This window comes from Bifidobacterium sp. LCP19S3_E9 (assembly GCF_052121135.1).
GTDB lineage: Bacteria > Actinomycetota > Actinomycetes > Actinomycetales > Bifidobacteriaceae > Bifidobacterium > Bifidobacterium thermacidophilum.
Genome location: NZ_JBQKEV010000010.1, coordinates 63,137 through 83,818, shown reverse-complemented (window position 1 = coordinate 83,818; position 20,682 = coordinate 63,137). Strand labels below are relative to the sequence as shown.

Sequence of the window (20,682 nt, the reverse complement as noted above, 5' to 3'; positions counted from 1 at the left end):
GGCACTCGGACGGCCTTTTTAACGACACGTCACGTTAAACGCACGCCGACACGCCTACAGCCACTTGGCCTGACCGGCATCATAAACACCACGTTTAGTTCCTATAGGCCCGAAACCCGTACCGCTGTTCCAGAGGTGTGCCGGGGGAGACGGCGGGCGTTGTCACGATTGGGCCACGGTCTCCATCGAGGGTGCATGGGATTGCACCCTCGGCATCTTTTATCCCTGTTCTGCACTGTCTCTGGCCCCCTAACCTCGGTCGAGGGTGCACGATTGTGCTCCTTCGGTGCCGGTTATCGTGCTTCCCAGCTGCTTTCGGCGGGGTAATCCCGGTCGAGTGTGCACGGGATTGCACCCTCGACATCGGTTAGGTGGGGTTTGGGTGGTGTTGAGAGGTGTAATCCCGGTCGAGGGCGCACGATTGTGCACCCTCGACATCCGGAGACCCACCCTGACGCGGGATGCCCGGGATGCGCGGGGAGCGAACGGGGCGGGCGGGGGATAGACCGGCCACGATAGAGTGGAACGGTGTTTTACCAACTGCTGCTCGTCGCCCTCGTGTTCCTTATGGCCATCTCGACGCTGAACAACGTCAGTGATGCCGAGGGCGAAACCGCGCGCACCGTCAGGCGGGCGCTGTCCATCATCGCGGTCGCCGTCCTCGTCGCCTTCCTGGTGTTCCACAGGCTCGCCCTGCGCGAGGGCATGATCGGCACGATGGCGGTGGGCTTCGTCGCGCTTGCGGCGATCGGCGTCTACCATCTGCGCGCGCAGGGCCGCCGCACGGCGCAGACCGTGGGCGTCTACCTCGGCTCGAACGCGGTGGAGGGACGCAGCGCCAAGGACTCCACGGGACGCGAGCTGCCGTTGTACGAACCCGTTTTCGAATACGAGTACCGCGGCGAGATGTACTGCACGCCCGCGCGCGACCTCTATTTCTCCCGCACGCTGTACCGCCTGTTCCATCGCGGGCGCCGGTACCGCCTGTGGCTCGATGCGTCGAATCCCTAGGACTACCAGTGCGGGCCGCGCTCGCGCTACGCGTGGGAGTGCTTCGTACTCGCGGCCGTCTTCCTCGCCATCGCCGCGATGATGTTCGGCACGGTCCGGATGCAGCCGGCCATGGCCCCCGACAGTCTGCAGACCGCGTCGGCGGTGGCCGCGCTTCTGGGCTGACGACGCCCGGCATCGCGCCGTCGCGGGGCGGCGCACCGAGTGCGTAGGCGGCACGCCGCAGAGAAGAACAGGGAACAGAGCACGTCAAGGAAAAGGCACAGCAAGGAGATCTACGATGAGCATGGCGGGAATCGCCAAATACGAGCGCGCCGCAGGGTTGTTCCGCTGCCCGGTCTGCGCCCGCCGCGCACAGGCCGGCGCTGCGCAAGCCGATGCCACGATGGCCGGCGCCGCGCAGACCGCGGCCCCGCGCCCGGCGTTCGCGCTGGTCGTTGACGGATCGTGCCTGCGCTGCGCCGCCGGGCATACCTTCGATATCGCCCGCAAAGGACTCGTGAACTTCATCCCCGGCCAGAAGCCGCTCGCCGGCTATGACGCCGCGTTCTTCGCCAGCCGCCGCGAATTCCTGCAGTGGGGCTACTACGCACATGTGCGCCAGGCCATCGTGGAGCGTCTCGAGGCGCTGCGCGCCGACGGCCTGCTGCCCGAAGCGCCCGTGATCCTCGACGCCGGCTGCGGCGAGGGCTATTACGCGCGAGGCATCGGCGAGGCGCTCGCGGGCGCGGGCGTCGACGCCACGATGATCGGCGCCGACATCGCCAAGGACGCGGTCCGCCTCGCCGCGACAGGCGGAGGCCCGCAGCTGTGGGCCGTCTGCGATGTGGCAAACCTTCCCATCGCCGACGCGGCGCTCGACTGCGTGCTCAATATCTTCACCCCCGCCAACTACGCGGAGTTCCGCCGCGTGCTGCGCCCCGGCGGCATCGTGATCAAGGCCATCCCCGGCCCCGACCATCTGCGCGAGCTGCGCGAACGCCTCGGCGAGGCCGACCATTCGGAAAGCGACGTGGTCTCCATCTTCCGCAGCCGCCTCGAACCCCTCGCGCGCATCCGCGCCACGCGCACGCTCGACGTGCCGTCCGACCGCATGCACACGCTGCTGGGCATGACTCCGCTTACCTTCGCGCTCGACGACGCACGGCTCGACGGCCTCGAGGTGCCGCGCATCACCATCGACGCCGAGCTGCTCGTCGGCCGCAGCGTGTGATCCGCGGCCGGTGAATCCGAGCCTGCGGCCACGCGTCGTGGTGCCGCGTCGCCGCCACGACACTCTCACATTCGTGCATCGCGTGCCGTAGAATCGGAAGGGCAGTAGCCGCAACGGAAAGAGGCACACCATGCCGCAGATTAAGGATTCCGATTATCCCGCCGATCCGTCGGACGAGGCCGACGAGACCGAGAGGGGACGCGTCCTTCGCAGCGATGACCGCGATGACGATGAGCGCGACGATCGCGATGACGGGGATAGCGGCCATGTGGCCGGCTCCTTCGTCGGCGATGACATCGACTACGACGACGATGATGCCGACGATGACGACGATTTCGATGCCGACGATGACGACGATTTCGACGCGGACGATGACGACGAGGATTTCGAGAGACTGCGCGAGGAACTGCCCGGAATCGACGAGCTGCTCGACGCGCTGAGCGACGCCGAATCCGCGTTCGTCCACACCGGCGGCTCCCATGGCGCCGGCGGCAATCTCAACGATTCCGCCGCCGACGATGACGATTATGACCTTCTGAACGACGGCGAGGAGGCGTTCGACGCCGCCTACGAAGGCGCGCGCCCGCTGCTCGAGGTCATCGCCGGCTCGCTTGACGAGGACGGCTGCCTCCCGCTCGACTTCACCCTGCCGCGCTCCCCGGAGGAGATCGAGGCGCTCGGCCAGGAGGCCGACCTTCCCGACGGCACGCGTGACGCGCTGATGCTGTACCAGTTCGGATTCCCGAAAACCAGCGACAACGCGACGCGCCTGGTCCGCCGCATGCTGCGCCAGGCCTCCGACCGCGACTTCGACAAAGCCATCGTCTCGCTGAACGACGCCCTGGGCGAATCGGTGTCCATCATGCTCTCCGACACCATCGCCGACACCCTCGCGGAATTCGGCGACACCGGCGCCAATCTGCGCAACGTCTTCGAGTTCGCGCTCGTCCTGCTGTGCTATTCGAGCGATGTCGAGACCGTGAAGATCGGCCTGATCATCCTGCAGAGCTTCGATCTGAGCGACGTCGTGCGCGACCTTCTGTGCATGTTCGCCCTGAGCGACGAGTTCACGCTGTTCGTGCTGCCGTCCATGACGTACTGGGAGGACGCGAACGAGGATATCTTCGCCCTCGCGCAGCGCGTCAACGGCTGGGGCCGCATCCATTGCGTGAACGTCATGCACCCCGATACGCAGGAGATCCGCGACTGGCTTCTTGAGGAAGGCTGGCGCAACACCGTCATGGCCGCGTATTCGGCGCCGCAGTGCTTCGAACGCAGCGGCGCCATCGACATGCTGCGCATCGGGCAGATGAGCGACGAGCAGTTCGAGGACATCAGCCAGCTGCTTATCGTGCTTATTGACGAGGACGGCGAGCCTGTTCCTGGCATGTCCGCGCTTCCCGACCAGGAGGGCATTATCGACGATTTCCTGCGCGTGGCGTCCGAAAGGCTCAACGACGGCGGCCTGACCGACGACGAGCGCGAGGCCGTGCGCTATGCCAGGGCGTGGCGCGACGGCGAGGACCTCGACAGTCTGCGCGACGACGATTACGGTGAGGAAACCGGCGAATTCGAGGTCTACGACGATGACGACGCCGATGACGTCGACGATGTTGACGACGTCGATGATACGGACGACGCGGATATCGAATCCATCGTCGACGATGCCGACACCACCGGGGAGGATGGTGCGGATGAATGATGCGCAGGCGTCAGACGACGCCATCGTGGCGCGCGCCATCGACCTCGTCAAGACCTACGGCGACGTGGCCTCCGGCTCGCAGGTCGTGGCGCTTGACCATGTGTCGGTGGATTTTCAGCGCGGGCGCATGACCGCGATCATGGGGCCGTCGGGCTCCGGCAAATCCACGCTGATGCACTGCATGGCCGGCCTTGACAAACCCACATCCGGACGGGTTTTCGTGGAAGGGCTCGAGGTCAGCGCCATGAACCAGCGCGAACTGACCGAACTGAGGCGCACGCGCATCGGCTTCATCTTCCAGTCCTTCAACCTCGTGCCCACGCTGTCGGCCGAGGAGAACATCCTGCTGCCGCTCGAAATCTCCAAGCGCCCCATCGACCGCGAATGGTTCGACGAAGTGGTGGACGTGGTGGGGCTGCGCAACCGCCTCGACCATCGTCCCAGCCAGCTGTCTGGCGGCCAGCAGCAGCGCGTCGCCTGCGCCCGCGCCATCATGGCGCGTCCCTCGGTGATTTTCGCCGATGAGCCCACCGGCAACCTCGACTCCAAGTCCAGCGCGCAGGTGCTCGGTTTCCTGCGCGACTCCGTACACGACCACGGCCAGACCATCGTCATGGTCACGCACGATCCGCGCGCAGCCAGTTACGCCGACCGCGTGCTGGTGCTCGCCGACGGCTCCATCGTGCGCGACATGGACCATCCGGGCTATGACGAGATCCTCGATGTGTTCTCGGACGACGGCGAGGCGGGTTCCGGTGCCGCCGCCGACGAGAGCGAGGTCCGCGCATGAGCCCGGTCGTCACCATCGGCGTGCGCGACGCCAGGGCGCACGCCTCGCGCTTCGTCATGTCCATCGTCGCCATTGCCCTCGGCGTGGCCTTTGTGCTCGGCTCCTTCTGCTTCCGCGGCCTGCTCGACGGGCAGGTGCGCAAGATGACCTCCACGAACGCCGACGGCGACGTCTACGTGCAGGGCCTGGTGACCGAGGATTCCGACTATTCCTCCGCCTCCGCCGGTTCGGCGGCATCGTCGGCGGCATCTGCAACGGCGTCGTCTTCCTCTTCCGACGATGACACGGACAGCCGCAACAACATCGACGTCTCCCTGGTCGATACGATTGCCGCGGTCGACGGAGTGCAGACGGCCGTGCCCGCCCGCTCCCTCGACGGCGTCGTGCTCGTCAATTCGGATGGCGTGGCCGCCAGCTCCATGACCGGAACATCCGCCAACGCCATGTCCGAGGAGTACCGGTGGCGCTCCGCCCACTTCGTGCAGGGCGGCTACCCGCGCGGCGAGCACGAGGTCGCCATTTCCAGCGACACCGCCGGCTCCGCGGGCCTGGCCTACGGAAGCCAGACGAAAATCGTGTACCCCTCCGCCGGCGTACAGGACGTGACCGTCACCGGCATCTTCGACCTCGACGATTCCCAGGCCGGCGCCCTCGTCCTCGGCCTCGATCCCGACGTCGTCATCTCCGAACTGCAGGCGCAGGGAACCTCCACCGACACCATCCCGCGCATCAAGGTCTACGGCAGCGCCAACGGAGGCGCCGCCCTCACCGAGAAACAGCAGCAGGACCTCGCGGACGCCATCAATGCCGCGCTTCCCGCCGACTCGCAGGCCACAGCCGTCACCGGTCAGAGCCACCGCGACGAGCTCAACAAGTCATACAGCAAACAGCTCGGCTTCATCCAGCCGCTGATCCTTATCTTCGCGGTGCTCGCGCTGTTCGTCGGATCGTTCATCATCGCCAACACCTTCACCATGATCGTGCGCGACTCCATGCGCGGATACGCGCTGCTGCGATCCATCGGCGTCTCGCCGGGGCAGATCTTCGCCACCGTCATCATCCAGGCGCTGCTGCTCGGCCTCGTCGGATCGGGCATCGGCGTGGTGCTCGGCTGGGGCATCGTCGAGGCCATCGTGGCCATACTCGCCGCGCAGGGCACGCCGTTCACCGCCTCCGCCGCGCCCACCGTGCCCATCATCCTGCTCGCCTTCGCCGTCGGCATCGCCGTCTCGCTGCTCGGCGCCACGCTTCCCGCGCGCCGCGCCGCCCTCGCCCCGCCGATCCAGGCCATGAACGAGACCACGAACCCAGAGCCTCCCGTCACACGGCGCGCCATCGGCGGCATCGTGCTTGCGCTGCTCGGCGGCCTGTGCTGGTGGTTCGCGCTCGCCATCGCCCATACCTCCGACACCGCCGCAGGTCCCACGCCCTGGCCGGCACTCAACGGCATCGGCGTCGGCTGGCCGCTGGGAGTGGGCGCCGGGCTGCTCGTGGTCGGCGTCATCATGCTTGCGCCCGCCCTTGTACGGCCCTTCGGCGCCGTACTCGGATGGCTTCCCGCGCATGCCTTCCGCGTCACCGGCCGCCTGGCCGTGCGCAATCTCTCGCGCCAGAAGCGGCGCACCGCGAACACGGCGGCCGCTTTGTTCGTGGCGCTCGCAATCGTGGGCTGCATTGGTGTCGTCACGTCGTCGGTCAAGGCGTCGGTCAGCGACATCGTCGACAACAACCTCCAGGCCGACTACGTGCTGAGCGCCAACAGCGTGCGCATTCCGAACGCGGCGCTCGACCAGGTGCGCCAGCTGCCCGATGTCGCCGACGTGGAGACCACCAGCGTCGCCATGGGCGTGAAGGTGAGCGGCGTGCCCGACCCCATGCCCGTGTTCGTCACCGACCGCGGCTTCGCCGACACCGTCATCGCGCCCGACAGCTGGGAGGGCGATTTCTATGGCACGCTCGACGATTCCACCCGCGTGGTGGTTGGCGAGACCACCGCGTCGAAATACGGCTGGCATGTGGGGGACGCGATCGAGCTGACCTCTGACGGCGTGACGATGGCAGCCGCCGAGGCCGCACAACAGCAGGCACAGCAGGCGCAGGAGGCGGCGCGGCAATCGTCGAGAACCGCCACCTACACCATCGGCGCCATTGCCAAAGGCGTGCCGTGGAGCTCGAATATCTGGATCGACGCCACGCAGGCGGACGAGCTGGGGGAGAGCAACGCGCTCGTCACGCCGAGCGCCTTCGTCACCCTGCGCGACGGAACGGATGCCGACGCCGCCCGGGATGACCTCGAGAACATCGTGCGTCCGTACTACACGATTTCCGTCATGTCCCACGACGAATACAAATCCGCCACCTCCTCGATGGTCGACCAGGTCATGCTCGGCATGTACGCGCTGCTTGCGCTGTCCCTCGTCATCGCAATCTTCGGCATCGTCAACACGCTGATGCTTTCGATCAGCGAACGCACCCGCGAGATCGGCGTGCTGCGCGCCATCGGCACAAGCGACGGGCAGGTGCGGGGCATGATCGCCATCGAATCGACGCTGATCTCCATCATGGGCACGGTGCTCGGCCTTGTGGCGGGTGTCGCGGCGGGCGCCGAGATCCGAGGCTGCTACTCCACGATGGGCATGTCGGTGCTCTCGATTCCGTGGCGGCAGCTGGCGCTGTTCCTTGTCTGCTCGGTGCTGGTCGGCATTCTCGCCAGTCTGGCGCCGGCGCGGCGGGCGCTGAAGATCCCCGTGCTCGACGCCGTGGCGTCGGAGTAGGACGGGAGCGTCTTGGACGGGCGACCGGGCGCTGTGCCTCGATATCGCGTCGGCGTGCGGCGCCCGGCGTGTTGCTTGTCCGCCTGCGTGGTACACTATCTTTTTGTGTGTGCCGTTAACGGCCCCTATGTCATGGGGACGTTCGAGCGGGACATCCCGTGATGCGTGGAATCCCGGCAGCAATGCCGCGGATGAGGATTACGGGCCATCGGGCCGGTGGACCAGGGCTATCCGATACCGGGTGTTAAACAACCGTGCGGTAGCCGCAGTGTGGCGGCCCCCACGTGAAGACCATCGATTTGATATCGGAGATAGTAAGTTGCCTACCATTGAACAGCTCGTCCGCAAGGGACGTAAGCCGAAGCCGAAGAAGTCCAAGACTTTGGCCCTGAAGGGAAGCCCGCTGCGCCGCGGCGTGTGCACCCGTGTGTATACCACCACCCCGAAGAAGCCGAATTCGGCTCTGCGTAAGGTCGCTCGTGTGCGTCTGAGCTCGGGCATCGAAGTCACCGCCTATATCCCCGGCGAAGGCCACAACCTGCAGGAGCACTCCATCGTGCTCGTGCGCGGCGGCCGTGTGAAGGATCTGCCGGGCGTGCGTTACCACATCGTGCGTGGTGCGCTTGATACCCAGGGCGTCAAGGACCGCAAGCAGGGTCGTTCCCTGTACGGAGCAAAGAAGGCGAAGTAAGAGATATGTCACGTAAAGGACCCGCTAAGAAGCATCAGGTGCTGCCCGATCCGATCTACGGTTCGACCGTTGTGGCGCAGCTCATCAACAAGATCCTGCTCGACGGCAAGAAGTCGATCGCTGAGGACATCGTGTATTCCGCTCTTGATATGGTCAAGGAGAAGACCGATCAGGAGCCGGTGGCCGTGCTCAAGCGTGCTCTCGACAACATTCGCCCGAGCCTCGAGGTTCGTTCCCGCCGTGTCGGCGGTGCGACCTACCAGGTCCCGGTCGAGGTGAAGCCCGCTCGCGCGAACACGCTGTCGCTGCGCTGGCTGACCGACTTCTCCCGCGCTCGTCGCGAGAAGACCATGGCCGAGCGCCTCGCCAACGAAATTCTCGACGCGTCCAACGGTCTCGGTGCTTCAGTGAAGCGTCGCGAGGACACCCACAAGATGGCGGAAGCTAACAAGGCGTTCGCTCATTACCGCTGGTAATTGACTGAAGAGAACAAGAGCTAAGGAACACTTATGGCACTGGACGTGCTTTCCGACCTGCATAAGGTCCGCAACATCGGCATCATGGCTCACATCGATGCCGGTAAGACTACCACCACCGAACGCATCCTGTACTACACCGGCAAGAACTACAAGATCGGTGAGACGCACGATGGCGCTTCGACGATGGACTTCATGGCTCAGGAGCAGGAACGCGGCATCACCATTCAGTCCGCTGCAACCACCTGCTTCTGGCATCGCCAGACCCACGACGTGGACGATGAGTTCCAGATCAACATCATCGACACTCCTGGCCACGTGGACTTCACCGCTGAGGTGGAGCGCTCCCTGCGCGTGCTCGATGGCGCCATCGCCGTCTTCGACGGCAAGGAAGGCGTGGAACCGCAGTCCGAAACCGTGTGGCGTCAGGCTGACAAGTATTCGGTTCCGCGTATCTGCTTCATCAACAAGATGGATAAGCTCGGCGCCGACTTCTACTACTCCGTGCAGACCATCAAGGACAAGCTGGGCGTCAAGCCGCTCGTCATTCAGCTGCCGATCGGCGCTGAGAACGACTTCGCCGGCGTCGTCGACCTGGTCCGTATGAAGGCTTACGTCTGGAACGACGTCAAGGATGATCTCGGTGCGCACTACGACACCGTCGACATCCCGGATGATCTCAAGGACAAGGCCGAACAGTATCGCGCCGAACTGCTCGACGCGTGCGCCGAGACCGATGAGGATCTGCTCGAGAAGTACCTCGAATCTGGCGAAATGTCCGAGGACGAGATCCGTACCGCGATCCGCAAGCTCACCATCGCCCGCGAGGCCTTCCCGGTGACCTGCGGTTCCGCGTTCAAGGACAAGGGCGTGCAGCCGATGCTCGATGCAGTCGTCGACTACCTGCCGAGCCCTGAGGACATCCCGGCCATCAAGGGCTTCAAGCCCGGCGACGAATCCGTCGAAATCGACCGCAAGCCGACTATGGACGATCCGTTCTCCGCGCTGGTCTTCAAGATCTCGACCCACCCGTTCTACGGCAAGCTCGTGTTCGTGCGTGTCTACTCCGGCTCCGTCAAGCCCGGCGACACCGTCCTCGACTCCACCAAGGACAAGAAGGAACGCATCGGCAAGATCTTCCAGATGCACGCCGACAAGGAGAACCCGGTCGACGCTGCAGAAGCCGGCAACATCTACACCTTCGTCGGTCTGAAGAACGTGACGACCGGCGATACGCTGTGCGATGAGAAGAACCCGATCTCCCTGACCTCCATGACCTTCCCCGACCCGGTGATCGAGGTCGCCGTGGAGCCGAAGACCAAGGCCGATCAGGAGAAGATGAGCATCGCTCTGGCGAAGCTGTCCGACGAGGATCCGACCTTCCGCGTCAAGACCGACGAAGAGTCCGGCCAGACGCTGATTTCCGGCATGGGCGAGCTTCAGCTCGACATCATCGTCGACCGTATGCGTCGCGAGTTCAAGGTTGAGGCGAATGTCGGCAAGCCGCAGGTCGCGTACCGCGAGACCATCCGCAAGGCCGTCATGAACCAGGAGTACACCCACAAGAAGCAGACTGGTGGTTCCGGCCAGTTCGCTAAGGTGCTCATGAACTTCGAGCCGATCGATCCGGCTTCCGGCAAGACCTACGAGTTCGTCAACGAGGTCACCGGCGGCCACATTACCAAGGAGTTCATCCCGGCAATCGACGCTGGCGTTCAGGAAGCCATGCAGTCCGGCGTGCTCGCCGGATTCCCGGTGGTCGGCGTCAAGGCGACCGTCACCGATGGCCAGACCCACGATGTCGATTCCTCGGAAATGGCGTTCAAGATCGCCGGCTCCATGTGCTTCAAGGAAGCCGCTCCGAAGGCCAAGCCGGTCATCCTCGAGCCGATTATGGCCGTCGAAGTCCGTACGCCGGAAGAGTACATGGGCGACGTCATGGGCGACCTGAACTCCCGTCGTGGCTCCATCCAGTCCATGACCGACGCCACCGGCGTGAAGGTCATCGACGCGAAGGTTCCGCTCTCCGAGATGTTCGGTTACATCGGCGATTTGCGTTCCAAGACGCAGGGTCGCGCAATGTTCACCATGCAGATGGATTCGTACGCAGAGGTCCCGAAGGCCGTCTCGGACGAGATCATCAAGGCCCAGCGCGGCGAGTGACACACTGAGCCACATCGGACTTGCCCTGTCCCCAGTCAGCGCTAGAATAGACAAGCGTTGACTGGGTTCGGGCTCTGATGTGGCACACAACCCAGAAACCCAGTAATATGTAGCGAGTGCTTTGTGCGAAGATCGCACAGGCAAACTACGAGACGTCCAGGAGGACACACATGGCAAAGGAAAAGTACGAGCGTACTAAGCCGCACGTTAACATCGGCACCATCGGCCACGTCGATCACGGCAAGACGACCCTGACCGCCGCCATCTCCAAGGTGCTGCACGAGGAGTATCCGGATCTCAACCCGGAGTATGACTTCGACCAGATCGACGCCGCTCCTGAAGAGAAGCAGCGTGGTATCACCATCAACATCGCCCACATCGAGTACCAGACCGCGAAGCGCCACTACGCTCACGTGGACTGCCCTGGCCACGCCGACTTCGTGAAGAACATGATCACCGGCGCTGCTCAGATGGATGGCGCCATCCTCGTTGTGGCCGCCACCGACGGCCCGATGGCTCAGACTCGCGAGCACGTGCTGCTCGCTCGCCAGGTCGGCGTGCCGCGCATCCTGGTCGCTCTGAACAAGTGCGATATGGTTGACGACGAAGAGCTGATCGACCTCGTCGAAGAAGAGGTCCGCGACCTCCTCGACGAGAACGGCTTCGATCGTGACTGCCCGGTCATCCGTACCTCCGCGTACGGCGCCCTGCACGACGATGCTCCGGATCACGAGAAGTGGGTCCAGACCATCAAGGATCTTATGGATGCCGTCGACGACTACATCCCGACCCCGGTCCACGATCTCGACAAGCCGTTCCTGATGCCGATTGAAGATGTCTTCACCATCTCCGGCCGTGGCACCGTGGTGACCGGCCGTGTTGAGCGTGGTAAGCTCCCGGTGAACTCCAACGTGGAGATCGTCGGTCTGCGCGACACCCAGGCGACCACCGTCACCTCCATCGAGACCTTCCACAAGCAGATGGACGAGGCCGAGGCTGGCGACAACACCGGTCTGCTGCTCCGTGGCATCAACCGTGACCAGGTCGAGCGTGGCCAGGTCGTGGCTGCTCCGGGTTCCGTGACCCCGCACCACAAGTTCGAGGGCGAAGTCTACGTCCTGACCAAGGACGAGGGCGGTCGTCACTCGCCGTTCTTCTCGAACTACCGTCCGCAGTTCTACTTCCGCACCACCGACGTCACCGGCGTTATCACCCTGCCGGAAGGCGTCGAGATGGTCCAGCCTGGCGATCACGCGACCTTCACGGTCGAGCTGATCCAGCCGGTCGCCATGGAAGAGGGCCTCACCTTCGCTGTGCGTGAAGGCGGCCACACCGTCGGCTCCGGTCGTGTGACCAAGATCATCGAGTAGTCTGCATATCGCAGGTACTCCCTGACACGCTGAAGTAGCGTTAACGCCCCTGAGGTCATCCTCGGGGGCGTTTTCATTTCCCCGGTCATTCCGGCCAATCTTGGTCATTCCCGACAACTTCCGGTCATTCCCGGTACATCCCCCGGTGATTCCCGGTAAGTCATTGTCATTGCTCATGCATGTGCCCGGCATCGGCCACAGCGATTGTGGCCTTGGCGATTATGGGACCGAATACAAGCTATCGAAAGAAGCGATATCCTGACCAGGCCGCATCTCGGAACGTCACTCGGATTCCTTACGCCCGCACTCCAATGTTCTCTACATCACAGATGGCAGTCGGCATGCCACGATACCGCAGACAGCCGGCACAGCAGATGATAGGACGTGAGAATATGGATTGGGCCGCGATACACGCACAGGCGACGGCAAACATGACCGAAGCTGGATTGCAGTATGAGGACGGCAATGCAGACATCGACGGCGGACAGCGTGACATCGACGCCTTGGCGTGGCGGCGTTTCGGTATCCTGCCGCGGGCGTTCCACAATGTAGGGGGACATCGATGCGTCTGTCACCATCGGTGGGCGTACCATCTCCACGCCGATTTTCGGAGCGCCTACCGCATACCACCGGCTGGCTAGCAAGAATGGGGAGATTACCTCACAAAACGGCATGGACCGTGCGGGCACGTTCATCGTCTACCCGACGAATGCATCAGAGCCCGTAGAACATTTCGCCGCTGAGGCACAAGGCGATTGGCGGCAGCAGGTCTACCTGTTCGATAACCGTAAGGTTTCCGAGGCTTTCATCGAACGTTCCGTTGCGTCCGGTGCCAAGGCACTCATGTTGACTTTGGACTGCCCGGGTTATCGCCGCGACTTCGGATTCCGCAACGGCATTTACGGCACATGGGAAGGGGACAAGCGGCAATTTCCCGAACATGCATATGACCGATTGGGCGCTCAACCTCGCGACATCCATTACCCCGAAGGACGTCCAATGGCTCAAGGAAATATCGGGGCTGCCGGTGTACGCCAAGGGGGTGATTCGTCCCGAGGACGCCGTCACAGCGATGAATGCAGGAGCGGCCGGTGGCATGGTATCCAATCATGGACGACGCCAAGTTGACGGTGTCGTCCTGTGGCGTATGCGCTGCCCAGAATACGCCGCGAGCTCGGGCGCGATGCCGAAATTTTCGCTGATACCGGTATCCGCACCGGCGGTGACGTCTTCCGCGCACTTGCGCTTGGGGCGAACGCGGTCGGTCTGGGGCGTCCCATTCAGTGGGCCGCAGCTGCCGGGGGAGAGGACGACATCACGAAAATGATTGAGCGCATCACCGATGAGCTGGCTCACACCATGAACTCCGCAGGAGTGTCTCGCATCGCGGATATCGACGAATCCTTCCTGGTGAAAGGGCAGGGGCCGTCAGCCTTCCTATCAGGGGTTCACGGCATCGCCACGTGAGGGTGTCGTTGCTGTGCCGTAGCCGGAATGAATCGCGCCTGTTTGCGGTCAACTCGTTGTGGCATAATGGGCAAGGCATTTTTTGTTTTGCCTCAAGTAACTGAAGAATAGGTGAATACACGTGGCACAAACTACCAATGACATCAAGAACGGCTCTGTTCTGAATCTCGACGGCCAGCTGTGGCAGGTCATTAAGTTCCAGCACGTCAAGCCGGGCAAGGGGCCCGCTTTCGTGCGTACCACCATCAAGAACGTGCTGTCGGGCAAGATCGTCGACAAGACCTTCAACGCCGGCATGAAGATGGAATTCGAGACCGTCGACAACCGCACCCTCCAGTACTCCTACGAGGACGGTGACAACTACGTGTTCATGGATATGACCACGTATGACCAGATCATGATTCCGAAGGAGCTCATCGGCGAGCAGAGCAAGTATCTGCTCGAAGGCACCGATTGCATCGTCAGCTTCCATGACGGCACTCCGCTGAGCGTCGAGCTGCCGGCTTCTGTCATCCTGACCATCACGCACACCGAGCCGGGCCTGCAGGGCAACCGCTCCAACGCGGGCACCAAGCCTGCGACCGTCGAGACCGGCGCTGAGATCCAGGTTCCGCTGTTCATCAACGAAGGCGAGAAGGTCAAGGTCGACACGCGTGACGGCTCCTACCTCGGTCGTGAGAACTGAGAGCGAGGATTTGAGGCTTCATGGCACGTTCCACCGCCCGTAAGAGGGCTCTGAACACGTTGTACGAAGCGGATGAGAAGGGACAGGATATCCTGTCCCTTCTTGCTGAGCGCATCGCCAACCCCGGTACGCAATCACCGCTTCCCGACTATGCGATTGAAATTGTCCGCGGCGTCGCTGAGCACCGTGGAGAGATTGATCATCTGCTCGATGAACATTCCACCGGCTGGAAAGTCAAGCGTATGGCCGTTGTCGATCGCAACGTTCTGCGCATCGCCACCTGGGAGATCCTGTACAACGACGAAGTGCCGGACAAAGTCGCCATCGACGAGGCGATCAGTCTCGCCAAGACGTTGAGCGACGAAGGTTCGACATCCTTCATCCACGGATTGCTCAGCGCCATCTGCGGCGCGAAAGAAGAGCACCTCGCTCATCAGGCCGAGTTGGAACGGCAGCGCGAGCAATCGGAGTCTCAGCCCGAAGACGACGTGCCTGAGGCATCGGGCGCCGATGACGCCGAGGAATCGGAGCCGCCCACACAACAGACGGCATCCGATGGCGAATCGACGGATACGGTTCCCAACGATCCGGGAATGACATCCGGATCGGATGATTCGCATGAGGACTCGCCGCAAGACCAGCACACGACCAACTGACACCGGGCATCGGCCGGCGTGAGAGTCCCAGCCGGCCGGTATCCTTGGTACAAATACCCAAAGAATAAGGGGGTTTTGGTGAACCAGAACGATTCCGAAGCCGTGGATTTCTCACTTGACGATGCAGTACTTGTCCTCGAAGACGGGCAAGTGTATGTCGGCGAGCCGTACGGCGCAATCGGTACGACCCACGGGGAGATCGTCTTCACGACCGGCATGACCGGATACCAGGAGACACTGACCGACCCGAGCTACGATCGCCAGATTGTGGTGCAGACATTCCCGCACATCGGGAACACCGGAATCAACAAGGAGGATCCGGAATCCTCCCGAATCTGGGTCGCCGGTTACGTGGTGCGCGACCCCAGCCCGAACGTGAGCAATTGGCGCGCCACGGGAAGTCTTGACGATGATCTGACCGACAACGGTATCGTCGGCATCAGCAGCATCGACACCCGAAAACTGGTGCGCCACCTGCGTTCCGCAGGCGTCATGCGTGCAGGAATCTTCTCGGGCGACGCTCTGATTGACAGCGGAACCGGCAAACCGCGCACTGTCGCGTCCATGATCGACGAAGTGCGTGGCATTCCGCAGATGAAAGGCATGAGCCTGTATGACGAGGTCAGCACCGAGCAGATGTACACCATCGAGCCGTGCGGCCAATTTGAAGGCAAGGAGCCGCTGTTCACCGTCGCCGCGGTGGATCTGGGCATCAAGGGCATGACCCCGCACCGCATGGCCGAACGAGGGTGCCGTGTGCATGTCGTTCCTTCCACCATCACCTTCAAAGAACTCGAAGACCTCCACCCCGACGGTGTGTTCTTCTCCAATGGTCCGGGCGACCCTGAACAGGCCGATCCGGAAGTCAATCTGCTGCGTCAGGTATTGGACGCAGGATACCCGTTCTTCGGCATCTGCTTCGGCAACCAGCTGCTGGGCAGGGCACTTGGCTTCGGCACATACAAACTCAAATTCGGCCATCGCGGCGTCAACCAGCCGGTCAAGGACCTGACCACGGGCAAGGTTGAGATTACCGCGCACAACCACGGCTTCGCGGTCGACGCCCCGGTCGGCCAGCCGGTGGATGCGCCCTACGGGGACGGCAAGTACGGCAAGGTGTTCGTCTCGCATATCGATCTCAACGACAATGTCGTAGAAGGCCTGCAATGCGAAGATATCCCGGCCTTCTCCGTGCAGTACCACCCCGAGGCCGCCGCCGGCCCGCACGACGCCTCCTACCTCTTCGACCGTTTTGTTGAGCTCATGCGTTCCGCCAAGGAGGAAAACGCCAATGCCTAAGCGCACCGATATCAAATCCGTCATGGTCATCGGCTCCGGCCCGATTGTCATCGGGCAGGCCGCAGAATTCGACTATTCCGGCACCCAGGCGTGCCGCGTGCTGCGCGAAGAAGGCATCCGGGTCATTCTCGTCAACTCCAACCCGGCGACTATTATGACCGATCCGGAGATGGCCGATGCCACCTACATCGAGCCGATCGCCACCCCGATCCTTGAGAAGATCATCGCCAAGGAACGCCCCGACGCCCTGCTGCCGACCCTGGGCGGCCAGACTGCGTTGAACGCCGCGGTCGCGCTCGGCGAGGCTGGCGTCCTCAAGAAATACAATGTCGAACTCATCGGCGCGTCGCTCGAAGCCATTGACCGTGGTGAGGATCGCGAACTGTTCAAGAAGGTTGTCGACAGCTGCGGCGCAGAATCCGCGCGTTCCGCCATCGCCCATTCCATGAAGGAAGTCGACGACATCGTCGCCGAATTGGGCTACCCGATTGTCGTGCGCCCGAGCTTCACCATGGGCGGCCTCGGTTCGGGCATCGCCCATAACGAGGAGGAGCTCCATCGGATCGCAGGTGCAGGCCTGCACTATTCACCGACCGACGAAGTCTTGCTCGAGGAAGGCATCGAAGGCTGGAAGGAATTCGAGCTCGAGCTCATGCGCGACCGCAAGGACAACGTCGTGGTCGTCTGCCCGATTGAGAACGTCGACCCGGTCGGTGTGCACACCGGCGATTCCATCACCGTGGCACCGTCCTTCACCCTGACGGATCGTGAATACCAGCGCATGCGCGACATCGGCATCGCAATCATCCGCGGTGTGGGCGTGGACACCGGCGGCTGCAACATCCAGTTCGCCATCCACCCCAAGACCGGTCGCATCATCGTCATCGAGATGAACCCGCGCGTCTCGCGTTCCTCCGCCCTCGCATCGAAGGCGACCGGCTTCCCGATCGCGAAAATCGCGACCAAGCTGGCGCTGGGCTACACGCTTGACGAAATCCAGAACGACATCACCAAGTCTACGCCGGCGTCGTTCGAGCCGACCATCGACTACGTGGTGACCAAGGTCCCGCGTTTCGCCTTCGAAAAGTTCCCGGGAGCCGATCCCACGCTGACCACGTCGATGAAGTCCGTCGGCGAGGCCATGGCGCTCGGCGGCAACTTCCAGGAATCGCTTGGCAAGGCGATGCGATCCATCGACAAGCGCCACATGGGCTTCAACTGGGACGGTGACAAGCCTGATCAGCAGGAAGTCGAGCAGCTGCTCGCCGAAGCGAAGATCCCCACCGAACAGCGCTACTTGCAGATTATGCGCGCACTGTGGGGCGGTGCAACCGTCGAACAGCTCCATGACGCCACAAAGATCGATCCGTGGTTCCTGGAGCAGTTCGCCCTGATCAACCGCACCGCCATGGAAATCAGGGGAGCGGAGGCGCTTTCACCCCGCCTGCTGCGCAAAGCCAAGCAGTCCGGTTTCTCCGATGTGCAGATCGCACACCTGCGCTCTCTCGGCGACGAAGGGGAGAACACCATCCGCGAGCTGCGTTGGAGCTACGGCATCCGACCCGTGTACAAGACGGTTGACACCTGCGCCGCTGAATTCGACGCGGCGACGCCGTACTACTACTCCTGCTATGCGGACGAAACCGAGCTGCGCAAGCGCGACCGCGAAGCCGTGATCATCCTTGGTTCCGGGCCCAACCGCATCGGACAGGGCATCGAGTTCGACTACACCTGCGTGCACGCGGTGCAGGAGCTCGGCAAGGACTACGACACGATCATGGTCAACTGCAACCCGGAGACCGTGTCCACCGATTACGACATGTCCGACCGGCTGTATTTCGAACCGCTGACCTTCGAAGACGTGCTCGAAATCTACGAAGCCGAGAAGAAGATGGGTCCGATCAAGGGCGTCATCGTCCAGCTTGGTGGGCAGACCCCGCTGTCCCTTGCCGCGCGTCTCAAGGCCGCCGGCGTCCCGATTCTGGGCACTTCGCCCGAATCGATTGATTTGGCCGAGAACCGTGAGCTGTTCGGCGAGGTGCTGCGCAAGGAGCATATGAACGCGCCTCGTTACGGTACGGCACTAAGCCTCGACGAAGCCCGTGAAGCGGCACATAACATCGGGTACCCGGTGCTGGTCCGCCCGAGCTATGTGCTCGGCGGCCGCGGTATGGAAATCGTGTACGACGATGACCAGCTCGAAAAGTACGTCAGCCGTGCGCTCAACGAGGCGAAGGCCGATATGGTCGTCTCCGGGCGTCTGCCCTCCCCGCTGCTTATCGACAAGTTCCTGCAGGACGCCATCGAAATTGATGTCGATGCGCTGTTCGACGGCGAGGAACTCTACATCGGCGGCATCATGGAGCATATCGAGGAAGCGGGCGTGCATTCCGGCGACGCTGCATGCACCCTGCCTCCAAGCACGCTCAGCGACGATCAGATCCGCCGCCTGCGTGAAGGCACCTACGCCATCGCGAAGGGCTGCGGTGTGCGCGGCCTCATCAACGTGCAGTACGCCTTCATGGCCAACACCCTGTACGTTATCGAAGCCAACCCACGAGCCTCGCGTACCGTTCCGTTCGCTTCAAAGGCAACGGGCGTGTCCTTGGCCAAGGCGGCGGCCCGCATCATGGTCGGTGAAACCATCGCCCAGCAGCGCGCCAACGGTCTGTTGCTGCCGAAGGGCGACGGCGGTGACATCCACCCCGGCCAGCAGGTGGCCGTAAAGGAGTCCGTGCTGCCGTTCAAGCGGTTCCGTACGCCGGTTGGCCGTACCGTGGACATCCTGCTGGGACCGGAAATGCGTTCGACAGGTGAAGTCATGGGCTTCGACCGCGACTTCCCGCACGCCTTCGCCAAGAGCCAGCTCGCCGCGTACGATGGCGGCTTGCCCACCGGCGGCAATGTGTTCATTTCGGTCAACGATATGGACAAGCGTCAGCTGCCACTGTTCGCCAGCCGTCTGGTCGAGCTCGGCTTCAAGATTTGGGCGACCGAAGGCACTGCATCGGTCCTTCGCCGCTACGGCATTGAATCGAAGATCGTCGACAAGCTTTCCACCCGGCTCGATGGTGACGGCAACGCCCAGACCCACGTTGTCCACGCCCCAGGCAGCGTCGGCAAGAATGTCGTGGAACTCATCGAGGACGGCACCATCGATATGGTGCTCAACACGCCGAACTCTCGAGGATCGCGCGCCGACGGCTACTCGATTCGCGCTGCGGCAATCGCGGCTGACCTGCCTCAATTCACCACAATGACTGAATTCTCCGCGGTGCTTATGGCAATTGAAGCGGTTAAGAAGAACGATTATCAGGTGATGAGCATTCAGGAACATGCCCGTCAGCTCTTCGCGATTGAGAAGCGTGACAACCAATGAGCAGCAGCCCCATTGACAGCGAACGCAAAGCGATGAGATCGGAGTTCGGTGTGCGCCTGCGCATATCGATGGACCATTATGGCCCGTTATGCGTGGGCATCGACCCGCATCGCAGGCTACTGAGTGACTGGGGCTACAATGTTGACGCCAGCGGCGCGGAGATGTTCTCCATGCGCATGCTTCAGGCTGCGAATGGCCGTGCCGCTGCCGTCAAATTCCAGGAGTCGATGTTCGAACGGTACGGTTCCAAGGGCATCGCGGCACTGGAACGGGTGTTGTTCGCCGCGCGGCAGATGGGCATCATCACTATCGTCGATTGCCTGCACGGCGGTCTTCCGACTACGATTTCCGCCCTTGCGGACGCGTATTTCAAGTCGGGTGCGCCGTTGCTCGCTGATGCGATCACCTTGCTGCCATATTACGGTGCACGCTCATTGAGCGGTCTGATTGACGAAGCGCTTGACAACGGGCGGGGAGTGTTCGTTGCATCGCTCACATCGAATCCTGAAGGTGCGAGCCTGCAAACGGCGATCCGCCAAAAAGGCGAGTACAGCGGCAAAACCGTCGCCTACGGTATTGCCAGTACCGCGCAGAAATTCAACGACACCACGCCCGGCATGGGTTCGGTAGGCCTGATTATCGGGGCGACCATCGGCCAGTGGATTGACGAAAGCGGCATCGACCCGTCCCAGTTCACCGGACCGATTCTCTCACCCGGATACGGGTGGCAAGGAGCGGAAGCCGACGATCTGCGCACCGTATTCAAGGGCACCAAAGGCAATGTGCTGGTCACGGTGTCACGCTTCATCGCCAAGAACGGGCCGGATATTTCCAACCTCTCCGCGGCGACGGAAGCCATCGCGCTTGACATCAGACAGGCGCTGATGGACGCGACCCTCGAAGCGGATGACAGCGCCGACCAAGCCTGAAGAAGCGATTTTTCACGCAATTGGTTGCCGCACGGGCAGCATTCGGTCAATTACACCCGGTTCCAGACAAGACATGC

15 protein-coding genes and 2 pseudogenes are annotated in these 20,682 nt (G+C 62.7%); all 17 read left to right on the top strand.

Going from position 1 to position 20,682, the window contains the following annotated elements; translation table 11 throughout:
• Window positions 1-528 precede the first annotated feature (528 nt).
• The 17 genes and pseudogenes from ACTQYB_RS06630 (at window position 529) to pyrF (ending at window position 20,605) form a co-directional block, all read left to right on the top strand.
• The gene (locus tag ACTQYB_RS06630; RefSeq protein ID WP_441395838.1) at window positions 529-1,011 is read left to right on the top strand and encodes a hypothetical protein; all 483 of its coding nucleotides are present in this window, start codon (window positions 529-531) and stop codon (window positions 1,009-1,011) included.
• 280 nt (window positions 1,012-1,291) lie between these two features.
• Entirely contained in the window at window positions 1,292-2,224 is a 933-nt protein-coding gene (locus ACTQYB_RS06625) for a methyltransferase domain-containing protein (protein ID WP_441395839.1), read from the top strand.
• Between the two features lie 130 nt (window positions 2,225-2,354).
• Complete coding sequence (locus tag ACTQYB_RS06620) at window positions 2,355-3,926, top strand: hypothetical protein (RefSeq protein WP_441482165.1); 1,572 nt, start codon at window positions 2,355-2,357, stop codon at window positions 3,924-3,926.
• A complete protein-coding gene (locus ACTQYB_RS06615; protein ID WP_441396848.1) occupies window positions 3,919-4,716 on the top strand; it encodes an ABC transporter ATP-binding protein in 798 nt (265 codons plus the stop codon). Before ACTQYB_RS06620 ends, ACTQYB_RS06615 begins: the two co-directional genes overlap by 8 nt.
• Window positions 4,713-7,490 carry an ABC transporter permease gene (locus tag ACTQYB_RS06610; protein ID WP_441482166.1) on the top strand — a complete coding sequence of 926 codons (2,778 nt, stop codon included), beginning with the start codon at window positions 4,713-4,715 and terminating at the stop codon, window positions 7,488-7,490. The genes ACTQYB_RS06615 and ACTQYB_RS06610 overlap by 4 nt, the downstream gene beginning before the upstream one ends.
• Before the next feature lie 319 nt (window positions 7,491-7,809).
• Window positions 7,810-8,181 (top strand): 30S ribosomal protein S12, encoded by a 372-nt coding sequence (gene rpsL, locus ACTQYB_RS06605; protein ID WP_100510868.1) that lies wholly within the window; start codon window positions 7,810-7,812, stop codon window positions 8,179-8,181.
• Window positions 8,182-8,186: 5 nt separating this feature from the next.
• Window positions 8,187-8,657 carry a 30S ribosomal protein S7 gene (gene rpsG, locus ACTQYB_RS06600; RefSeq protein WP_015450699.1) on the top strand — a complete coding sequence of 157 codons (471 nt, stop codon included), beginning with the start codon at window positions 8,187-8,189 and terminating at the stop codon, window positions 8,655-8,657.
• Window positions 8,658-8,690: 33 nt separating this feature from the next.
• Window positions 8,691-10,820 (top strand): elongation factor G, encoded by a 2,130-nt coding sequence (gene fusA, locus ACTQYB_RS06595; protein WP_033507258.1) that lies wholly within the window; start codon window positions 8,691-8,693, stop codon window positions 10,818-10,820.
• A gap of 170 nt (window positions 10,821-10,990) precedes the next feature.
• Window positions 10,991-12,190, top strand: a complete 1,200-nt coding sequence (gene tuf, locus ACTQYB_RS06590) for an elongation factor Tu (protein ID WP_033507257.1) — start codon at window positions 10,991-10,993, stop codon at window positions 12,188-12,190.
• Between the two features lie 558 nt (window positions 12,191-12,748).
• Window positions 12,749-13,075 (top strand): annotated as a pseudogene (locus tag ACTQYB_RS06585) (alpha-hydroxy-acid oxidizing protein); the annotation flags it as partial.
• 55 nt (window positions 13,076-13,130) lie between these two features.
• Window positions 13,131-13,268: pseudogene (locus tag ACTQYB_RS06580) on the top strand (alpha-hydroxy-acid oxidizing protein); the annotation flags it as partial.
• 62 nt (window positions 13,269-13,330) lie between these two features.
• Window positions 13,331-13,657 (top strand): alpha-hydroxy-acid oxidizing protein, encoded by a 327-nt coding sequence (locus tag ACTQYB_RS06575; RefSeq protein ID WP_441482167.1) that lies wholly within the window; start codon window positions 13,331-13,333, stop codon window positions 13,655-13,657.
• Window positions 13,658-13,778: 121 nt separating this feature from the next.
• Window positions 13,779-14,342: an elongation factor P gene (gene efp / locus ACTQYB_RS06570; RefSeq protein ID WP_015450694.1), complete on the top strand. Its 564-nt coding sequence runs from the start codon at window positions 13,779-13,781 to the stop codon at window positions 14,340-14,342.
• A gap of 20 nt (window positions 14,343-14,362) precedes the next feature.
• Window positions 14,363-14,998 (top strand): transcription antitermination factor NusB, encoded by a 636-nt coding sequence (nusB, locus tag ACTQYB_RS06565; protein ID WP_441482168.1) that lies wholly within the window; start codon window positions 14,363-14,365, stop codon window positions 14,996-14,998.
• Between the two features lie 78 nt (window positions 14,999-15,076).
• The gene (gene carA, locus ACTQYB_RS06560) at window positions 15,077-16,297 is read left to right on the top strand and encodes a glutamine-hydrolyzing carbamoyl-phosphate synthase small subunit (protein WP_033507252.1); all 1,221 of its coding nucleotides are present in this window, start codon (window positions 15,077-15,079) and stop codon (window positions 16,295-16,297) included.
• The gene (gene carB, locus ACTQYB_RS06555; RefSeq protein ID WP_441482169.1) at window positions 16,290-19,676 is read left to right on the top strand and encodes a carbamoyl-phosphate synthase large subunit; all 3,387 of its coding nucleotides are present in this window, start codon (window positions 16,290-16,292) and stop codon (window positions 19,674-19,676) included. The genes carA and carB overlap by 8 nt, the downstream gene beginning before the upstream one ends.
• Window positions 19,673-20,605 (top strand): orotidine-5'-phosphate decarboxylase, encoded by a 933-nt coding sequence (gene pyrF / locus ACTQYB_RS06550; RefSeq protein ID WP_441482170.1) that lies wholly within the window; start codon window positions 19,673-19,675, stop codon window positions 20,603-20,605. The genes carB and pyrF overlap by 4 nt, the downstream gene beginning before the upstream one ends.
• Window positions 20,606-20,682: the final 77 nt, after the last annotated feature.

Bases quoted from the DNA above. Each gene is read 5' to 3' on its own strand.
- ACTQYB_RS06625 (WP_441395839.1), top strand. From the start codon at position 1,292: ATGAGCATGGCGGGAATCGCCAAATACGAGCGCGCCGCAGGGTTGTTC.
- ACTQYB_RS06620 (WP_441482165.1), top strand. From the start codon at position 2,355: ATGCCGCAGATTAAGGATTCCGATTATCCCGCCGATCCGTCGGACGAG.
- ACTQYB_RS06615 (WP_441396848.1), top strand. From the start codon at position 3,919: ATGAATGATGCGCAGGCGTCAGACGACGCCATCGTGGCGCGCGCCATC.
- ACTQYB_RS06610 (WP_441482166.1), top strand. From the start codon at position 4,713: ATGAGCCCGGTCGTCACCATCGGCGTGCGCGACGCCAGGGCGCACGCC.
- rpsG (WP_015450699.1), top strand. From the start codon at position 8,187: ATGTCACGTAAAGGACCCGCTAAGAAGCATCAGGTGCTGCCCGATCCG.
- fusA (WP_033507258.1), top strand. From the start codon at position 8,691: ATGGCACTGGACGTGCTTTCCGACCTGCATAAGGTCCGCAACATCGGC.
- tuf (WP_033507257.1), top strand. From the start codon at position 10,991: ATGGCAAAGGAAAAGTACGAGCGTACTAAGCCGCACGTTAACATCGGC.
- nusB (WP_441482168.1), top strand. From the start codon at position 14,363: ATGGCACGTTCCACCGCCCGTAAGAGGGCTCTGAACACGTTGTACGAA.
- carB (WP_441482169.1), top strand. From the start codon at position 16,290: ATGCCTAAGCGCACCGATATCAAATCCGTCATGGTCATCGGCTCCGGC.
- pyrF (WP_441482170.1), top strand. From the start codon at position 19,673: ATGAGCAGCAGCCCCATTGACAGCGAACGCAAAGCGATGAGATCGGAG.